This is a genomic window from Streptomyces sp. NPDC018833, from assembly GCF_044390825.1.
In the GTDB taxonomy this organism is placed as follows: domain Bacteria; phylum Actinomycetota; class Actinomycetes; order Streptomycetales; family Streptomycetaceae; genus Streptomyces.
In genome coordinates this window covers 14,814-31,921 of the sequence record NZ_JBIRZM010000006.1, presented here as the reverse complement: position 1 = coordinate 31,921, position 17,108 = coordinate 14,814, and the positions used below count along the sequence as shown (strand labels likewise).

The following is a 17,108-nucleotide window of genomic DNA, read 5'->3' as shown; positions in this document are numbered from 1 at the left end:
CATGAAGACCATCGACCAGCTGCTGGCCGACGGGGTCGCGGGCAAGCGGGTATTTGTCCGCGCCGACCTCAATGTGCCGCTCGACGGCACCACCATCACCGACGACGGCCGCATCCGCGCCGTCCAGCCGACGATCGCGAAACTGGCCGAGGCCGGCGCGCGGGTCGTCGTCGCCTCCCACCTGGGCCGCCCCAAGGGCAGCCCGGACCCCGCCTTCTCCCTCGCGCCCGCCGCCGAGCGGCTCGGGCAGCTGCTGGGCGCCGACGTCGCCTTCGCGACCGACACGGTCGGCGAATCCGCGCAGGCCGTCGTCGCGGGTCTGGCCGACGGCCAGGTCGCCGTTCTGGAGAACCTCCGCTTCAACGCCGGTGAGACCGCCAAGGACGATGCCGAGCGCGGCGCCTTCGCGGACCGGCTCGCGGCCCTCGCGGACGTCTACGTCGGCGACGGCTTCGGCGCCGTGCACCGCAAGCACGCCTCCGTCTTCGACCTCCCGGCCCGGCTGCCGCACGCCGCCGGTTATCTCATCGCCACCGAGGTCGGCGTGCTGAAGAAGCTCACCGAGGACGTCAAGCGGCCGTACGTCGTCGTCCTCGGCGGTGCCAAGGTCTCCGACAAGCTCGCCGTCATCGACCAGCTGCTGGCCAAGGCCGACCGCCTCCTGATCGGCGGCGGCATGGCGTACACCTTCCTCAAGGCCAAGGGCTACGAGGTCGGCATCTCCCTCCTCCAGGAGGATCAGATCCCGATCGTGACCGAGTACATGGAGCGCGCCGAGAAGAACGGCGTCGAGCTGGTGCTTCCGGTCGACATCCTGGCCTCGGGCGAGTTCCCCGACCTGAAGACCAAGGCTCCCGCCGACGTCATCACGGTCGACGCCGACAAGATCCCCTCCGACAAGGAGGGCCTGGACATCGGCCCCAAGACCCGCGAGCTGTACGCCTCCAAGATCGCCGACGCCGAGACCGTCTTCTGGAACGGCCCCGTCGGCGTCTTCGAGCACCCCGACTACGCCGGCGGTACCCGCTCGATCGCCCAGGCGCTCGTCGACAGCTCCGCTTTCACCGTCGTCGGCGGCGGCGACTCGGCCGCCGCCGTCCGCACGCTCGGCTTCGACGAGAACGCATTCGGCCATATTTCGACCGGCGGCGGCGCGAGCCTCGAATACCTCGAGGGCAAGACGCTTCCCGGCCTCGCCGCACTGGAGGACTGACCCCCATATGAACACCCGCACCCCGCTGATGGCGGGCAACTGGAAGATGAACCTCAACCACCTCGAGGCCATCGCCCACGTCCAGAAGCTCGCCTTCGCCCTGGGCGACAAGGACTACGACGCGGTCGAGGTCGCCGTCCTGCCGCCCTTCACCGACCTGCGGTCCGTGCAGACCCTGGTCGACGGCGACAAGCTCAAGATCAAGTACGGCGCCCAGGACCTCTCGGCGCACGACTCCGGCGCCTACACCGGCGAGATCTCGGGCCCGATGCTGGCCAAGCTGAAGTGCACCTACGTCGCCGTGGGCCACTCCGAGCGCCGTCAGTACCACGCCGAGACCGACGAGGTCTGCAACGCCAAGGTGAAGGCCGCCTACCGGCACGGCCTGACCCCGATCCTGTGCGTCGGCGAGGGCCTGGAGATCCGCAAGGCCGGCAAACAGGTCGAATACACGCTCGCCCAGCTCGACGGCGGTCTCAAGGACGTCCCGGCCGAGCAGGCCGAGTCCATCGTGATCGCCTACGAGCCGGTGTGGGCCATCGGCACCGGTGAGGTCGCCACGCCCGAGGACGCGCAGGAGGTCTGCGGGGCGATCCGCGGCCGTCTCGCGGAGCTGTACAGCCAGGAGCTGGCCGATAAGGTCCGCATCCAGTACGGCGGCTCGGTGAAGGCCGGGAACGTCGCCGCGATCATGGCTCAGCCCGACGTCGACGGCGCCCTGGTCGGCGGCGCGGCACTGGACGCGGACGAGTTCGTCAAGATCGTCCGCTTCCGCGACCAGTGAGTATGCGCTAGCGCGGATCCGGCGTACCCTTGCGGGGGCCGAGGCTCACAGCACCAATACGCGGCTCCGCCGCGTGGTGAGCCCGGCCCCCGCAGTACATGTCGGTATCAGTTCTGATCAGTCCGAGGAAGTTGGTCCAGCCGTGGTTATGGGGTTCTCGATCGCCCTGATCGTCTTCAGCCTGCTGCTGATGCTGCTGGTGCTGATGCACAAGGGGAAGGGCGGCGGCCTCTCCGACATGTTCGGTGGCGGCATGCAGTCGTCCGTCGGTGGCTCGTCGGTCGCCGAGCGCAACCTCGACCGCATCACCGTCGTGATCGGTCTGCTGTGGTTCGCGTGCATTGTCGTACTTGGTCTGCTGGTGAAGCTCGACAGCTGACCCACCTCCTTCCCGTCCCGACCTGGGGTGTAACTCCAATCACTGGACGAGCGTTGGGCCTTACGTAGACTGGGGCACTCGCGGCGCAGCCGCTGTGAGACGCTGTGCAGCACCATCACGCAGGGAGTTACGACCGTGGCAAGTGGCAACGCGATCCGGGGAAGCCGGGTCGGAGCGGGGCCGATGGGTGAGGCAGAGCGGGGCGAGTCAGCACCGCGCCTCCGCATCTCCTTCTGGTGCTCCAACGGGCACGAGACGCAGCCGAGCTTCGCCAGTGACGCACAGGTCCCCGACACCTGGGACTGCCCGCGCTGCGGGTTCCCGGCCGGCCAGGACCGGGACAATCCGCCGGACCCGCCCCGCATCGAGCCGTACAAGACGCACCTGGCGTATGTGCGCGAGCGGCGCAGTGACGCGGACGGCGAGGCGATCCTCGCGGAGGCGCTCGCCAAACTGCGGGGCGAGATCTAGGCGTTGAGTCCGGCCGGACACCTGATGGGGTGCCGGCCGGACTTCGTCGTTCCGGGATCGCCCGGCTGCTTCTCGCCGTCCCGCGGCCCGCTGGCACGTCATCCATCCGCCTGATCAATTAGGTTGGAGACGCAGCGGGGCATGCAGGCAGGTACGAGAAGAAGTGGGCTGATGTCCGAGATGAACGCAGAACGTCCTACGAGGCTCCACCAGATGTCGCCATGGGTCGCTCTCGGCAAGCATCGCGAGCAGTTGGGCGACACCCACCTGCGGGAGCTGTTCGCCGCCGACGCCGGGCGCGGCAGCGGATACACGCTGCGGGTCGGCGATCTGTACATCGACTACTCCAAGCACCTCGTCACCGACGAGACGCTCGCGCTGCTGCGTGAGCTGGCCGAGGCCACCGGTGTGTACGCCCTGCGCGACGCCATGTTCCGCGGCGAGAAGATCAACACCACCGAGGACCGGGCGGTCCTGCACACCGCGCTGCGCGCCCCGCGCGACGCCGTCATCGAGGTCGACGGCGAGAACGTGGTCCCCGCCGTGCACGCCGTGCTCGACAAGATGGCCGCCTTCTCGGACCGGATCCGCTCCGGCGAGTGGATCGGCCACACCGGCAAGCGCATCAGGAACGTGGTCAACATCGGCATCGGGGGCTCCGACCTCGGCCCCGCGATGGCGTACGAGGCGCTCCGCTCCTACACGGCGCGCGACCTGACGTTCCGTTTCGTCTCCAATGTCGACGGCGCCGATCTGCACGAGGCCGTACGCGACCTCGATCCGGCCGAGACGCTGTTCATCATCGCCTCCAAGACCTTCACCACGATCGAAACGATCACCAATGCCACCTCCGCGCGCAACTGGCTGCTCACCGGGCTCCGCGCGGACCAGGAGGCCGTCGCCAAGCACTTCGTCGCCCTGTCGACGAACGCCGAGAAGGTCGCCGACTTCGGTATCGACACGGCGAACATGTTCGAGTTCTGGGACTGGGTCGGCGGGCGGTACTCGTACGACTCCGCCATCGGCCTCTCGCTGATGATCGCCATCGGCCCGGACCGTTTCCGGGAGATGCTGGCCGGCTTCCGCCTCGTCGACGAGCACTTCCGCACCGCGGCTCCCGAGGCCAACGCACCTTTGCTGCTCGGTCTGTTGGGCGTCTGGTACGGGGCGTTCTTCGACGCCCAGTCGCACGCGGTCCTGCCGTACTCCCACTATCTGTCCAAGTTCACCGCGTACCTCCAGCAGCTGGACATGGAGTCCAACGGCAAGTCCGTGGACCGCGACGGCAACCCCGTCGACTGGCAGACCGGCCCCGTCGTCTGGGGCACGCCCGGCACCAACGGCCAGCACGCCTACTACCAGTTGATCCACCAGGGCACGAAGGTGATCCCGGCGGACTTCATCGGCTTCGGCCGGCCGGTCGACGACCTGCTGCCCGGCCTCGTCGCCCAGCACGACCTGCTCATGGCCAACTTCTTCGCGCAGACGCAGGCCCTGGCCTTCGGCAAGACGCCCGATGAGGTGCGGGCGGAAGGCGTCGCGGAGGAGCTCGTGCCGCACAAGACCTTCCGCGGGAACCACCCCACCACCACGGTCCTCGCCGACGAACTCACCCCGTCCGTGCTGGGCCAGCTGATCGCGCTGTACGAGCACAAGGTCTTCGTCCAGGGCGCGATCTGGAACATCGACTCCTTCGACCAATGGGGTGTCGAGCTCGGCAAGGTGCTCGCCAAGAAGATCGAGCCCGTGCTGACCCAGGGCACCGGCGGCGAGCAGCTCGACAGCTCGACCGCCACGCTGGCGGCCCAGTACCGCGCGCTGCGCGGCCGCTGAGCCGATGCGGGGGGAGAACGCGGTGCGGCTGCGGCCGCCGCAGAACCGGCTGAACGAACGCGCCGTCGGCTGGTGGCGCACTCAGTGCCTGCTGACGACAGCCGTTCCCGTGGCCGTACTGGCCGTGCTCGGCACGCTCATCGAGCCCGCACGCGCTTGGTTGTGGGGCCCGGCCGCCGCGGTGGCCGTCATCGGCCTCGCCGGCGCCGCGTTCTTCCCCGCCTGGTGGTACCGGGTCCACCGCTGGGAGGTCACCGACGAAGCGGTGTACGTCCGCACCGGCGCGCTGTGGCAGGAGTGGCGGATCGCCCCGATGTCGCGCATCCAGACCGTGGACACCGTGCGGGGCCCGCTGGAGCAGGCGTTCCGGCTCGCCACGGTGACCGTCACGACCGCCTCGTCCAAGGGGGCGATCAGGATCGAGGGGCTCGACCACGAGCTCGCGGCGGAGCTCGCCGAGCGGCTGACCCGGATCACGCAGGCGACGCCGGGGGACGCGACATGAGCGAGGCCGACGGGTCGGCGGGCTCGGGCGGCTCGGACGGTGTCCCGCCGGGTCCGGCCGCCGCGGACCCTGGCATACCGGACTGCGCCGGCGGCCCCGGCGGCCCCGGCGGCCCCAGCGGTGCTGGCGGACCCGAAGTTGCTGGCGGCTGTGGCGGCCCTGGAGACGGCGGCCAGCGCGGGCCCGGCGGCTCTGGTGGTCCCGGTGAACCCGGTGGTCATGCCGGTCCCGGAGGAACTGGCGTACCGGACGGTCCTGGTGGTCCAGGCGGTCCCGGCCGCCAGGGCGGAACCGGTGGCCCGGGGGAAAAGGCCCAGGCGCTTCCGGGCCATGACCACGAGTGGCGTCGGCTGGACGGGCGTACGGTCCTGGTCAACGCCGTCGTCATGGCGGGCGTCGCCGGAGGAGCCGGACTGCCCACGCTGTTCGGCCTGCTCCGCGGCATGCCCCTGTGGCAGGCCCTCGGCTGGGTGCTGGCCGGCGCCGTCCTGTTCGTCGCCGCCGCCACCGGCGCCGACTACGTCCGCTGGCGCCGCACCCGCTACCGCATCGGACCCGAACGCGCCGAACTCCGCACCGGACTGCTGCTCGTCAAGCGGCGCTCCCTGGCCCGCGAGCGTATCCGCAGCGTCGACCTGACGGCCAACGTTCTGCTGCGGGTCCTCGGCCTCGTCCAGGTGCGGATAGGCACCGGTGAGCAGACCGCCGGTGGCGAGTCGACGCTCGAACTCGATGCCGTCTCCAAGGCGGAGGCCGAGCGGCTGCGCACGCAATTGCTGGCCCGTACGGCGCCGTCCGCCGGTCCGGGGGAGGCCACGGACGGCGTCCTGGCCGCCCTCGCCCCCGCCTGGATCCGCTACGCGCCGGTGTCCTTCGTCGCCCCTCTGCTCGGCGGCGCGGCCGTCGGCGCCGTGATGCAGGTCAGCGAGTGGTTCGGCGCCCGGGCCGAGGTCATCGACTGGATATGGGGCCGCTTCAGGGACACCCCGCTGATATGGATGATCGTCGTGCTGGCAGGGGCGGCGATGGCCACGGGCGTCGTGGGCGCGCTCGGCCTGTGGATCGAGATGTGGTGGAACTACCGCCTGGAGCGGGAACCGGGCGGCACCCTGCGGGTGCGGCGCGGCTTGCTCACCGCCCGCTCGACATCGATCGAGGAACGGCGCCTGCGCGGAATCGACCTCGTCGAGCCGCTGGGAGTACGGCTGGTCGGCGCGGCACGGCTGGATGCGGTGGCCACGGGACTCGTCAAGGACGGCGAGGACGAGCACGCCGACCGCAAGACCCTTCTCCCGGCGGTGCCGCGCGCCCTGGCCGACGATGTCGCGGCGCGCGTGCTGCGTGAAACCGCTGCCCCGACCGCGGCTTCGCTGCTGACCCCGCACCCGCCGACCGCCCGTGGCAGGCGCCTGCGCTGGGCGCTGACGGCGGCGCTGCTCCCTGCCCTGCTGCTCGCTCTGCTGGGGTGGTGGCTCACGCCGGTGCTGCTGTGGACCGCGCTCGGCTGCGCGGTGGTCGTGGTCCCGGTGGCGGTCGCGCTCGGACTCGACGCGTACCGGAGCCTGGGCCACGGCATCACGGGCGCCTACCTGCTGAGCCGCTCGGGCACCGTACGGCGCAGCACCGTGGCGCTGCAGAGGTCCGGGGTGATCGGCTGGACGGTGCGGCAGTCCGTCTTCCAGCGCCGGGCGGGCCTGATCACGGTGACGGCGACGACAGCGGCGGGCGCGGGCGCGTACGACGTTCCCGACGCGGGGGAGTCGCAGGGGTTGACCTTCGCGGCGGAAGCCGTGCCGGGCCTGCTGGAGCCGTTCCTGATCCGCGACGACGGGATGCGTACGGGCGGCTGACGGCGCGACAATCGCGCCATGAGCGCAGCCGGGTACGCGGGTACGCCTCTGGCCGGGAAGATCGGCATCAGGGCGGGCGACCGTGTGGTGCTGCGTCACCGCCCCGACGACTGGGAGGTCCCCGGGCTCCCCGAGGGAGCCAGCCTCACCGAACGGGCCTCGCGCACCGCCGATGTGACGCTGACCTTCCACCGGACCCGCCGCGAACTGGCCCGCGAGGCGCCGGGCCTCGTCGAGCGGCTGGCGGACCGGGCGATGCTCTGGGTCGTATGGCCGCGCAAGGCCGCTGGGCACGACAGCGACATCACCGAGAACGTGCTGCGGGAGGTGTTCCTGCCACTGGGCGTGGTGGATGTGAAGGTGGCGGCGCTGGGGGAGGACTGGTCTGCCCTGAAGTTCGTCCGCCGCGCGGAGAACCGGGCGGATTGACTTCCGCTCCCCGCCTCGAGAAGGCATCTCATTTGGCGTTACCGGGGTCCGGGCGCAGCCCCGGGTAAGGGCGAGGAGGGCGAACCGCCCCCCAACACCTACGCCGACGCCGGCGGGTACAGCGCCCGCGGCAGCTGCGACGCCGCCGCCGAATCCAGCAGCCACAGCGTGCGGGCCCTGCCGTACGCCCCCGCCGCCGGCGCCTGGACCTCGCCCGCGCCGGACAACGCGATCTGGACCGCCTTCGCCTTGTCCTCGCCCGCCGCGAGCAGCCACACCTCGCGCGCCGCCCTGATCGCGGGCAGCGTGAGCGAGACACGCGTCGGTGGAGGCTTCGGCGCCCCGTGGACGCCGACGACGGTGCGCTCGGTCTCGCGGACGGCGGGCAGCTCCGGGAAGAGCGACGCCACATGCGTGTCGGGGCCCACCCCCAGCAACAGCACGTCGAATGTCGGCACCGGGCCGTGGTCCTCCGGGCCGGCCGCTGCGGCCAGCTCGGCCGCGTAGGCCGCAGCCGCGGCGTCCACGTCCGAGCCGTACGGACCGTCCGACGCCGGCATGACATGCACCCGCGCCGAGTCCACCGGCACGGTGTCCAGCAGGGCCGCACGGGCCTGCGTGACATTTCGCTCGGGGTCGCCGTCCGGCAGGAAGCGCTCGTCGCCCCACCACAGGTCGAGCCGCGACCAGTCGATCGCATCCCGCGCCGGGGCCGAACTCAACGCCGCCAGCAGGCCGTTGCCGTTGCGGCCGCCGGTGAGGACCACCGAGGCCGAACCGCGGGCGGCCTGGGCGTCCACGATCCTCGTGATCAGCCGGGCCGCCGCGGCCTGCGCCATCAGCTCCTTGTCGCGGTGCACGACCACCTGCGCAGCGCTCACTTCGTCGCCGCCTTCTTCGCCGGAGCGGCCTTCTTCGCGGCCACAGCCTTCTTCTCCGCCGACGCCTGCACGGCGCCGGCCGCCTGGTCAGCCGGCTCGCCCACCGCCACCGCCGTGTCGCTCAGCCGGTCGACCCCGTACCGCAGCGCCGAGGCGTAGGTGTCGTCGGGGTCGAGCCGCCGCAGTTCCTCCGCGATCAGCTCGGCCGTCTCACGCCGCTTGAGCGCCACCGCGCGGTCGGGCTGGCCCTGGATGGACAGGGTCGCGAGCGACCCGTCCGGCCGGTCCAGCACGATCGGTCCGCACGTGGACTCCATCCGCACCGAGGTGAGTCCCGGGCCCGCGGACGCCGACCGCTTCACCGGGACGTCCAGCCGGTCCGCGAGCCACATGGCCAGCAGCTCGCAGCTCGGGTTGAACTCCTCGCCCTCCACCTCGACCGAGGTGACCTTGCACGTGACCTGGTCCAGTGCGGCCGCGAGCATCGAGCGCCACGGCGTGATCCGGGTCCAGGACAGGTCCGTGTCGCCGGGGCTGTACGCCTCGGCGCGGGCGGCGAGTTCCCGCACCGGCTGCTCGGCCGCGTACGTGTCGGTCACGCGGCGCTGCGCCAGCACGCCCAGCGGGTCGGCCGCCGGGTCGGTCGGTGCGTTCACCGGCCACCAGACGACGACGGGGGCGTCGGGCAGGAGCAGCGGGAGCACCACGGACTGGGCGTGCTCGATGATCTCTCCGTACAGCCGGAGGATCACCGTCTCGCCGGTGCCCGCGTCGGCGCCCACGCGGACCTCGGCGTCGAGACGCGCCTTGGCGCGGTCGCGCGGGGAGCGCGAGACACGCTTGACGACGACGAGGGTGCGCGAAGGGTGCTCGCGCGAGGCCTCGTTGGCGGCCTTGAGCGCGTCGTAGGCGTTCTCCTCGTCGGTGACGATGACGAGGGTGAGTACCATGCCGACGGCCGGGGTGCCGATCGCACGACGACCCTGCACCAGCGCCTTGTTGATCTTGCTGGCCGTGGTGTCCGTAAGGTCGATCTTCATGGCCGGCGCCAGCTCCGTCCGTCTCGTGCGAGCATCTCGTCCGCCTCGGTGGGCCCCCAGGTACCGGCGGGGTACTGCGCGGGCTTGCCGTTGATGTCCCAGAACTGCTCGATCGGGTCGAGGATCCTCCAGGACAGCTCGACCTCCTCCACGCGCGGGAAGAGGTTGGAGTCGCCGAGCAGGACGTCGAGGATCAGCCGCTCGTACGCCTCCGGACTGGACTCCGTGAACGACTCGCCGTAGGCGAAGTCCATCGACACGTCCCGTACCTCCATGGAGGTGCCGGGCACCTTGGAGCCGAAGCGCATGGTGACGCCCTCGTCCGGCTGGACCCGGATGACCAGGGCGTTCTGCCCCAGTTCCTCTGTTGCCGTGGAGTCGAACGGGGAGTGCGGGGCGCGCTGGAAGACGACCGCGATCTCGGTGACCCGGCGGCCGAGGCGCTTGCCGGTGCGCAGGTAGAAGGGGACGCCCGCCCAGCGGCGGTTGTCGATCTCCAGCTTGATCGCGGCATAGGTGTCGGTCTTGGAGGCCGCGTCGATGCCGTCTTCCTGGAGGTAGCCGACAGCCTTCTCGCCACCCTGCCAGCCCGCCGCGTACTGTGCGCGGACCGTGCTGAGGCCCAGGTCCTTCGGCAGCTTCACCGCGCCCAGCACCTTCGTCTTCTCGGCCGCCAGCGCGTCGGCGTCGAAGGAGGCGGGCTCCTCCATGGCGGTCAGCGCCAGCAGTTGGAGGAGGTGGTTCTGGATGACGTCCCGGGCGGCGCCGATGCCGTCGTAGTAGCCGGCCCGGCCGCCGATGCCGATGTCCTCGGCCATCGTGATCTGCACATGGTCCACGAAGGACCGGTTCCAGATGGGTTCGAAGAGGGTGTTGGCGAAGCGCAGCGCCAGGATGTTCTGGACGGTCTCCTTGCCCAGGTAGTGGTCGATGCGGAAGACCTCGTTGGGCGGGAAGACCTCATGGACGACCTGGTTGAGCTCCTTGGCGGAGACCAGGTCGTGACCGAACGGCTTCTCGATGACCGCGCGGCGCCAGGAGCCTTCCGTCTGGTCCGCCAGACCGTGCTTCTTCAGCTGCTGCACGACCTTGGGGAAGAACTTCGGCGGCACGGACAGGTAGAACGCGAAGTTGCCACCCGTTCCCTGCACCTTGTCCAGGTCCTCGATGGTCGCCTTCAGCTGCTCGAAGGCGTCGTCGTCGTCGAAGGTGCCCTGTACGAAGCGCATGCCCTGGCTCAGCTGCTGCCAGACCTCCTCGCGGAACGGCGTGCGCGCGTGCTGCTTGACCGCGTCGTGGACCTCCCGCGCGAAGTCCTCGTCCTGCCACTCGCGGCGGGCGTATCCGACGAGCGAGAACCCCGGCGGCAGAAGCCCCCGGTTGGCGAGATCGTAGACGGCGGGCATCAGCTTCTTGCGGGACAGGTCCCCGGTGACGCCGAAGATGACCAGGCCCGACGGCCCCGCGATACGCGGGAGCCGTCGGTCCGCAGCATCACGGAGCGGGTTGGCTCCGCCAATACCGGACAAGGTAGGTCAGCCCTCCGACGGTGCGAGGCGCTTGAGCTCTGCCTCGGTCGACTTCAGCAGGTCGTTCCAGGATGCCTCGAACTTGTCGACGCCCTCGTCCTCCAGCAACTGGACGACGTCGTCGTAGGCGATGCCCAGCTTCTCGACCGCGTCGAGCTCGGCCCGGGCCTGCTCGTAAGTGCCGCGGACCGTGTCGCCGGTGATCTCGCCGTGGTCGGCCGTGGCGTCGAGGGTTGCCTCCGGCATGGTGTTGACCGTGCCCGGGGCGACCAGCTCGTCGACGTAGAGCGTGTCCTTGTACGCCTTGTCCTTGACACCAGTCGAAGCCCACAGCGGACGCTGCTTGTTGGCCTGTGCCTTGTCGAGCGCGGCCCAGCGGTCGCTGCTGAACACCTCTTCGAACGCCTGGTAGGCGAGGCGGGCGTTGGCCAGCGCGGCCTTGCCGCGGGCCTCCTTGGCCTCCGGGGTGCCCAGGGCGTCCAGGCGCTTGTCGATCTCGGTGTCCACGCGGGACACGAAGAACGACGCCACCGAGTGGATCCTGGACAGATCCAGGCCGCGCTCCTTGGCCTTCTCCAGGCCGGCCAGGTAGGCGTCCATGACCTCGCGGTAACGCTCCAGCGAGAAGATCAGCGTCACGTTCACGCTGATGCCGAGGCCGATGACCTCGGTGATCGCCGGCAGACCCGCCTTGGTGGCCGGGATCTTGATGAGCGTGTTCGGGCGGTCCACCAGCCAGGCCAGCTGCTTGGCCTCGGCCACCGTTGCCTTGGTGTTGTGCGCCAGGCGCGGGTCGACCTCGATGGAGACCCGGCCGTCCTGGCCGTCCGTCGCGTCGAAGACCGGGCGCAGGATGTCCGCGGCGTCACGCACGTCCGCCGTCGTGATCATGCGGAGGGCTTCCTCGACCGTCACCTTGCGGGCGGCGAGGTCCGCCAGCTGCTGGTCGTAGCCGTGACCCTCCGAGATCGCCTTCTGGAAGATCGACGGGTTGGTGGTGACACCGACGACGTGCTGCTGGTCGATCAGCTCGGCGAGGTTGCCGGAGGTGATCCGCGTGCGGGACAGGTCGTCCAGCCAGATCGCCACGCCTTCGTCGGAGAGGCGCTTGAGTGCGTCCGTCATGAGAGTTGCATCTCCTACTTGTCGTATACCGGCGTCAGCGCGCGGCGGCTTCGATCGATTCCCGCGCGGCGGCGGCGACCGCGTCGGCGGTGAAGCCGAACTCGCGGAAGAGGACCTTGCCGTCGGCCGACGCACCGAAGTGCTCCAGCGAGACGATGCGTCCGGCGTCGCCGACGTAGCGGTGCCAGGTCAGGCCGATACCTGCCTCGACCGCGACACGAGCCTTGACCGACGGGGGAAGCACGGCGTCCCGGTACCCCTGCTCCTGCTCCTCGAACCACTCGACCGACGGCATCGACACCACACGGGTCGGCACACCGGCGGCCTGGAGCTGCTTGCGGGCCTCGACGGCCAGCTGCACTTCGGAGCCGGTACCGATCAGCACGACCTGCGGCTCGCCGCCGTCGGCCTCGAACAGCACATAGCCGCCCCTGGCCGCGTCCTCGTTGCGCTCGTACGTCGGCACGCCCTGGCGGGTCAGCGCGAGGCCGTGCGGGGCGCCCTTGCCGAACTCCTTGGTGTACCGCTTGAGGATCTCGCGCCAGGCGATGGCGGTCTCGTTGGCGTCCGCGGGGCGCACGATGTTCAGGCCGGGGATCGCACGCAGCGAGGCCAGGTGCTCGACCGGCTGGTGGGTCGGGCCGTCCTCGCCGAGGCCGATGGAGTCGTGCGTCCACACGTAGGTGACCGGCAGGTGCATCAGCGCGGACAGGCGCACGGCGTTGCGCATGTAGTCGGAGAACACCAGGAAGGTGCCGCCGTAGATGCGGGTGTTGCCGTGCAGGGCGATGCCGTTCATCACCGCGGCCATGGCGTGCTCGCGGATGCCGAAGTGGATCGTGCGGCCGTACGGATCGGCCTCCGGCAGCGGGTTGTCCGCGGGGAGGAACGACGACGTCTTGTCGATCGTCGTGTTGTTGGAGCCGGCCAGGTCCGCCGAGCCGCCCCACAGCTCGGGCACGACCGCGCCCAGCGCCTGGAGGATCTTGCCCGACGCGGCACGGGTGGCGACACCCTTGCCGGTTTCGAACTCGGGGAGCTTCTCCTCCCAGCCCGCCGGCAGCTCACCGGCCCGGATGCGGTCGAACTCCGCGGCGCGCTGGGGGTTGGCCGTGCGCCACGCGGCGAACGCCTTCTCCCACTCGCCGCGCGCCTCGCGGCCGCGGTCCAGCGCCTTGCGGGTGTGCGCGATGACCTCGCCCGCGACCTCGAAGTGCTGCTCCGGGTCGAAGCCCATGACGCGCTTGGTGGCCGCGATCTCCTCCTCGCCCAGCGCCGAGCCGTGCGCGGCCTCGGTGTTCTGCGCGTGCGGGGCCGGCCAGGCGATGATCGAGCGCATCGCGATGAAGGACGGGCGGTCCGTGACGGCCTTGGCGGCCTCGATCGCGGCGTACAACGCGGCCGGGTCCAGGTCGCCGTTCTCCTTGGGCTCCACGCGCTGCACGTGCCAGCCGTAGGCCTCGTACCGCTTCATGGTGTCTTCGGAGATCGCGGTCTCGGTGTCGCCCTCGATCGAGATGTGGTTGTCGTCCCACAGCAGGATCAGGTTGCCGAGCCTCTGGTGGCCGGCGAGCGAGGACGCCTCCGCGGAGATGCCCTCCTGGAGGCAGCCGTCACCGGCGATCGCGTACACGAAGTGGTCGAACGGCGAGGTGCCCTGGGCGGCCTCGGGGTCGAACAGGCCGCGCTCGTAGCGGGCGGCCATGGCCAGGCCCACGGCGTTGGCGACACCCTGGCCGAGGGGGCCGGTCGTCGTCTCGACACCGGTGGTGTGCCCGTACTCCGGGTGGCCCGGGGTCTTGCTGCCCCAGGTCCTGAACGCCTTGAGGTCGTCCAGCTCCAGACCGAAGCCGGCCAGGTACAGCTGGATGTAGAGGGTCAGGGACGAGTGGCCCGCGGACAGCACGAAGCGGTCACGCCCGGTCCAGTCGGCATCCGCCGGGTCGTGCCGCATCACCTTCTGGAAGAGGGTGTATGCGGCCGGTGCCAGGCTCATGGCCGTACCAGGATGGCCGTTGCCGACCTTCTGTACGGAATCCATGGCCAGGACGCGGACGGTGTCGACTGCCCGCTGGTCCACTGCGGTCCACTCGAGGTCTGTGGTGGTCGGCTTGGTGCTCACCCTGAGTCAGGGCTCCTCTCCACATGTCGAATCCCGGCGACGAGGGGTGCACCGGGCGCTGTCGAGCCTACCCTCGCAGCAACCCGCCCCTTTTCGAGTGCGTGTCTCACGAGATGGGTCGGACATTGTCAGAGTGCGGGTCCCGGGCCCCGGGTGCCGTTCGCCTGTCAGGGATGTATACGCGCTGTGCCGGGGGCGGGCTCAACACGAGCCACCCCCGCGAAGATCGGCGTATGGGCAACGTCTAGAGTGGCGTGGTACGCGCAAGTCTTCACGGGTCTTCGCTCCCCCATAGCCTCTCGGCATGGGAGGTACCTCCAGAAGCTTGCTGGGATTTCTCTGTCAGGGGTGTGCGTGACGGCCGTCGAGTCCCGACCCGCGGGGGTCGTCTTGGCTACCGGCCCGGGGGGCCATCGGCCGTTCGGGGCCCGCGTCAAGGCATTCGTGGCGCTGACCAAGCCGCGGATCATCGAGCTGCTGCTGATCACCACCGTGCCGGTGATGTTCCTGGCCGAACAGGGCGTTCCGGACCTGTGGCTGGTGCTCGCGACCTGTCTCGGCGGCTACCTCTCCGCCGGCGGTGCCAACGCGCTCAACATGTACATCGATCGCGACATCGACGCCCTGATGGACCGCACGTCCCAGCGTCCGCTCGTCACCGGCATGGTCTCGCCGCGGGAGGGGCTGGTCTTCGGCCTCGCCCTCGCCGTGATCTCCACGATCTGGTTCGGCCTGCTCGTCAACTGGCTGTCCGCCGCCCTGTCCCTCGGTGCGCTGCTGTTCTACGTCGTGGTCTACACGATGATCCTCAAGCGCCGCACCGCGCAGAACATCGTCTGGGGCGGCATCGCCGGCTGCATGCCGGTGCTGATCGGCTGGTCCTCCGTCACGAACTCGATGTCGTGGGCCGCCGTCATCCTCTTCCTCGTCATCTTCTTCTGGACGCCGCCGCACTACTGGCCGCTGTCGATGAAGGTGAAGGAGGACTACGCGCGCGTCGGCGTGCCGATGCTGCCTGTCGTCGCGGGCAACAGCGTCGTGGCCCGGCAGATCGTCGCCTACAGCTGGGTGATGGTCGCCGTCTCGCTGCTGCTGACCCCGCTCGGCTACACGGGCTGGTTCTACACGGCGGTGGCGCTCGCGGCGGGCGGCTGGTGGCTGTGGGAGGCCCACGGGTTGCAAAGCCGCGCGAAGAGCGGGGCGACGGGCGGCAAGCTCAAGGAAATGCGGCTGTTCCACTGGTCGATCACCTATGTGTCGCTGCTGTTCGTGGCCGTGGCGGTGGACCCCTTCCTCCGCTAGGGCCTCGCGTGCGCCGACACGCTGTTTCACGCCCGCCGGGCGTGGGGCACGCCACTCGTCCCGACGTCGCCAAACGATCTACTCGCCGGTAGCATCCTGACCATGGCAGACACCCAGGTTGACACGAGCGCGCAGGACGCCGGCCGGGCCGCGAAGGCCGAGCGCAGGGCGGCGAAGCTCGCCAAGCAGATCCGGTCGTTCTCCAAGGCGCACGGCGGCGCCGAGGGGCAGCTCGCCTACATCGGACAGATGGGAACGCGCATCGTCCTCGTCGGTGAGGACGGTGACTGGGGCGACCTCGTCGCGCCGTCCCACTCCGTCGCCGTCAGCGCCGCCGAGAAGGCCGGGATCACGCTCCACGAGTCCTTCGACGGCGACTTCGCGGCAAAGGTCCGCACCGGCCCGTACGAGTGGACCCGCATGGCGGGCATCCAGCTCGGCGGCCCGTCCAACGCCTGAGCAACACCTCGCACGGGGCTCACCCGTTAGGTCTGTGGAAGCACGGTCCTAGACAGGGAGCTCCCGATGATCGACGCCGCGTCCTCGGTGCGCCTGGTCGACCAGTACTGCCACGGGGTGCTCCGTACGGAACTGGGCCTCGGCACCTTCGAGGCACACCTCGGCCCCGGCACCGGGACACCGGCCTCCGGCACCACGTTCTTCGACACCCAGACCGGCTTCGCCGTACGGCGCTGGTGCCCGCCACTGCTCGGCCTCGAAGCCCACTGCCCGCCCGCCCACTATCTCGCCCGCCGACGCGAGCTGGGAGTGATCGAGGCGGGCAGACGGCTGCTCAGGGGTACGGGCATCGACACCTACCTGGTCGACACCGGTCCACCCGGGGACCTCGCGGGGCCGCTGGAGATCGCCGCGGTGGGCGCTGCCGACGCACGGGAGATCGTCCGCCTGGAACTCCTCGCCGAACAGGTCGCCGACACCTCCGGCACGGTCGCGTCCTTCCTCGCGAACCTCGCCGAGGCGGTGCACGGAGCGGCAGGATCGGCCGTCGCCTTCACCACCGTCGCGGGCGCGGCGGGCGGCGCAGCGCGCGATCCGAAGCCGCCGGGACCGGGGGAGGTGCGCTGGGCCGCGGACCGCTGGATCGCCGCGCGCCACGCGGGCGATCCGCTGACCGATCCGGTGCTGCTGCGCCATCTGCTGTGGATCGCGGTCGCGTCGGGCCGGCCGCTGCAACTGCATCTGGGCGCCGACGACCCCGTGCTGCTCGCGGCGTTCGCCGCGGCGACGGCGGGCCTCGGCACGGACCTGGTGCTGCTGCACGGCTATCCGCACCACCGCAGCGCCGCCCGGCTGGCGAGTGAGTACCCGCATGTGTACGCCGACCTGGGGCCCGCGGTGACGCGGACGGGCGCGCGGGCGGCGGCGGTGCTCGCGGAGATCCTGGAGCTGGCCCCGTTCGGCAAGCTGCTGTTCTCGAGCGGCGCGCGCGGCCTGCCGGAGCTGCACGTGGTGGGCGCCCGCACCTTCCGCGACGCGGTGAGCAGGGTCCTCGGCGGCTGGGTGGACGAGGGCGCGTGGGCGCGCTCGGACGCGGAACGGGTGGCGGGGATGCTGGCGGCCGCAAACGCGCGCCGGGTCTACGGGCTCACCGCACCGTGAGTGTCCCGGGGCCCACGGGCCCGGA

General features: G+C 70.6%; 16 protein-coding genes. 11 read left to right on the top strand and 5 right to left on the bottom strand.

What is annotated here, in order from left to right; all coding sequences use genetic code 11:
- The first annotated feature begins 1 nt into the window (after position 1).
- The 8 genes from ACH5AF_RS14345 (at position 2) to ACH5AF_RS14310 (ending at position 7,464) form a co-directional block, all read left to right on the top strand.
- On the top strand, positions 2-1,213 hold the full coding sequence (locus tag ACH5AF_RS14345) for a phosphoglycerate kinase (protein ID WP_398901960.1): 1,212 nt from the start codon (positions 2-4) through the stop codon (positions 1,211-1,213).
- Positions 1,214-1,220: 7 nt separating this feature from the next.
- Positions 1,221-1,997, top strand: a complete 777-nt coding sequence (gene tpiA, locus ACH5AF_RS14340) for a triose-phosphate isomerase (protein WP_398901959.1) — start codon at positions 1,221-1,223, stop codon at positions 1,995-1,997.
- Between the two features lie 148 nt (positions 1,998-2,145).
- Entirely contained in the window at positions 2,146-2,376 is a 231-nt protein-coding gene (gene secG / locus ACH5AF_RS14335; RefSeq protein ID WP_215181569.1) for a preprotein translocase subunit SecG, read from the top strand.
- A 135-nt stretch (positions 2,377-2,511) separates the two neighbouring features.
- Positions 2,512-2,847: an RNA polymerase-binding protein RbpA gene (locus ACH5AF_RS14330; RefSeq protein ID WP_398901958.1), complete on the top strand. Its 336-nt coding sequence runs from the start codon at positions 2,512-2,514 to the stop codon at positions 2,845-2,847.
- A gap of 171 nt (positions 2,848-3,018) precedes the next feature.
- Entirely contained in the window at positions 3,019-4,680 is a 1,662-nt protein-coding gene (gene pgi / locus ACH5AF_RS14325) for a glucose-6-phosphate isomerase (RefSeq protein WP_398901956.1), read from the top strand.
- Between the two features lie 4 nt (positions 4,681-4,684).
- Entirely contained in the window at positions 4,685-5,185 is a 501-nt protein-coding gene (locus ACH5AF_RS14320; RefSeq protein WP_398901954.1) for a PH domain-containing protein, read from the top strand.
- A 386-nt stretch (positions 5,186-5,571) separates the two neighbouring features.
- Entirely contained in the window at positions 5,572-7,035 is a 1,464-nt protein-coding gene (locus ACH5AF_RS14315) for a PH domain-containing protein (protein ID WP_398901953.1), read from the top strand.
- 18 nt (positions 7,036-7,053) lie between these two features.
- Positions 7,054-7,464, top strand: a complete 411-nt coding sequence (locus ACH5AF_RS14310; protein WP_398901951.1) for a DUF3052 domain-containing protein — start codon at positions 7,054-7,056, stop codon at positions 7,462-7,464.
- A gap of 98 nt (positions 7,465-7,562) precedes the next feature.
- Here ACH5AF_RS14310 and pgl read toward each other — a convergent pair whose 3' ends face one another.
- The 5 genes from pgl to tkt are packed head-to-tail and all read right to left on the bottom strand — an operon-like array spanning position 7,563 to position 14,161.
- Positions 7,563-8,345, bottom strand: coding sequence for a 6-phosphogluconolactonase (gene pgl, locus ACH5AF_RS14305; RefSeq protein WP_398901950.1), 783 nt, complete (start codon positions 8,343-8,345; stop codon positions 7,563-7,565).
- On the bottom strand, positions 8,342-9,385 hold the full coding sequence (opcA, locus tag ACH5AF_RS14300; protein WP_398901948.1) for a glucose-6-phosphate dehydrogenase assembly protein OpcA: 1,044 nt from the start codon (positions 9,383-9,385) through the stop codon (positions 8,342-8,344). Before opcA ends, pgl begins: the two co-directional genes overlap by 4 nt.
- Positions 9,382-10,905: a glucose-6-phosphate dehydrogenase gene (gene zwf, locus ACH5AF_RS14295; RefSeq protein ID WP_398902274.1), complete on the bottom strand. Its 1,524-nt coding sequence runs from the start codon at positions 10,903-10,905 to the stop codon at positions 9,382-9,384. Before zwf ends, opcA begins: the two co-directional genes overlap by 4 nt.
- Before the next feature lie 15 nt (positions 10,906-10,920).
- Complete coding sequence (gene tal, locus ACH5AF_RS14290) at positions 10,921-12,039, bottom strand: transaldolase (protein WP_398901947.1); 1,119 nt, start codon at positions 12,037-12,039, stop codon at positions 10,921-10,923.
- Positions 12,040-12,073: 34 nt separating this feature from the next.
- Positions 12,074-14,161 (bottom strand): transketolase, encoded by a 2,088-nt coding sequence (gene tkt, locus ACH5AF_RS14285; RefSeq protein WP_398901946.1) that lies wholly within the window; start codon positions 14,159-14,161, stop codon positions 12,074-12,076.
- A 348-nt stretch (positions 14,162-14,509) separates the two neighbouring features.
- Between tkt and ACH5AF_RS14280 the strand changes: the two genes are divergently transcribed.
- The 3 genes from ACH5AF_RS14280 (at position 14,510) to ACH5AF_RS14270 (ending at position 17,083) form a co-directional block, all read left to right on the top strand.
- Positions 14,510-15,463 (top strand): heme o synthase, encoded by a 954-nt coding sequence (locus tag ACH5AF_RS14280; RefSeq protein WP_398901945.1) that lies wholly within the window; start codon positions 14,510-14,512, stop codon positions 15,461-15,463.
- 102 nt (positions 15,464-15,565) lie between these two features.
- Positions 15,566-15,922 (top strand): hypothetical protein, encoded by a 357-nt coding sequence (locus ACH5AF_RS14275; RefSeq protein WP_398901944.1) that lies wholly within the window; start codon positions 15,566-15,568, stop codon positions 15,920-15,922.
- Between the two features lie 66 nt (positions 15,923-15,988).
- Positions 15,989-17,083 carry an amidohydrolase family protein gene (locus tag ACH5AF_RS14270; RefSeq protein WP_398901943.1) on the top strand — a complete coding sequence of 365 codons (1,095 nt, stop codon included), beginning with the start codon at positions 15,989-15,991 and terminating at the stop codon, positions 17,081-17,083.
- Positions 17,084-17,108: the final 25 nt, after the last annotated feature.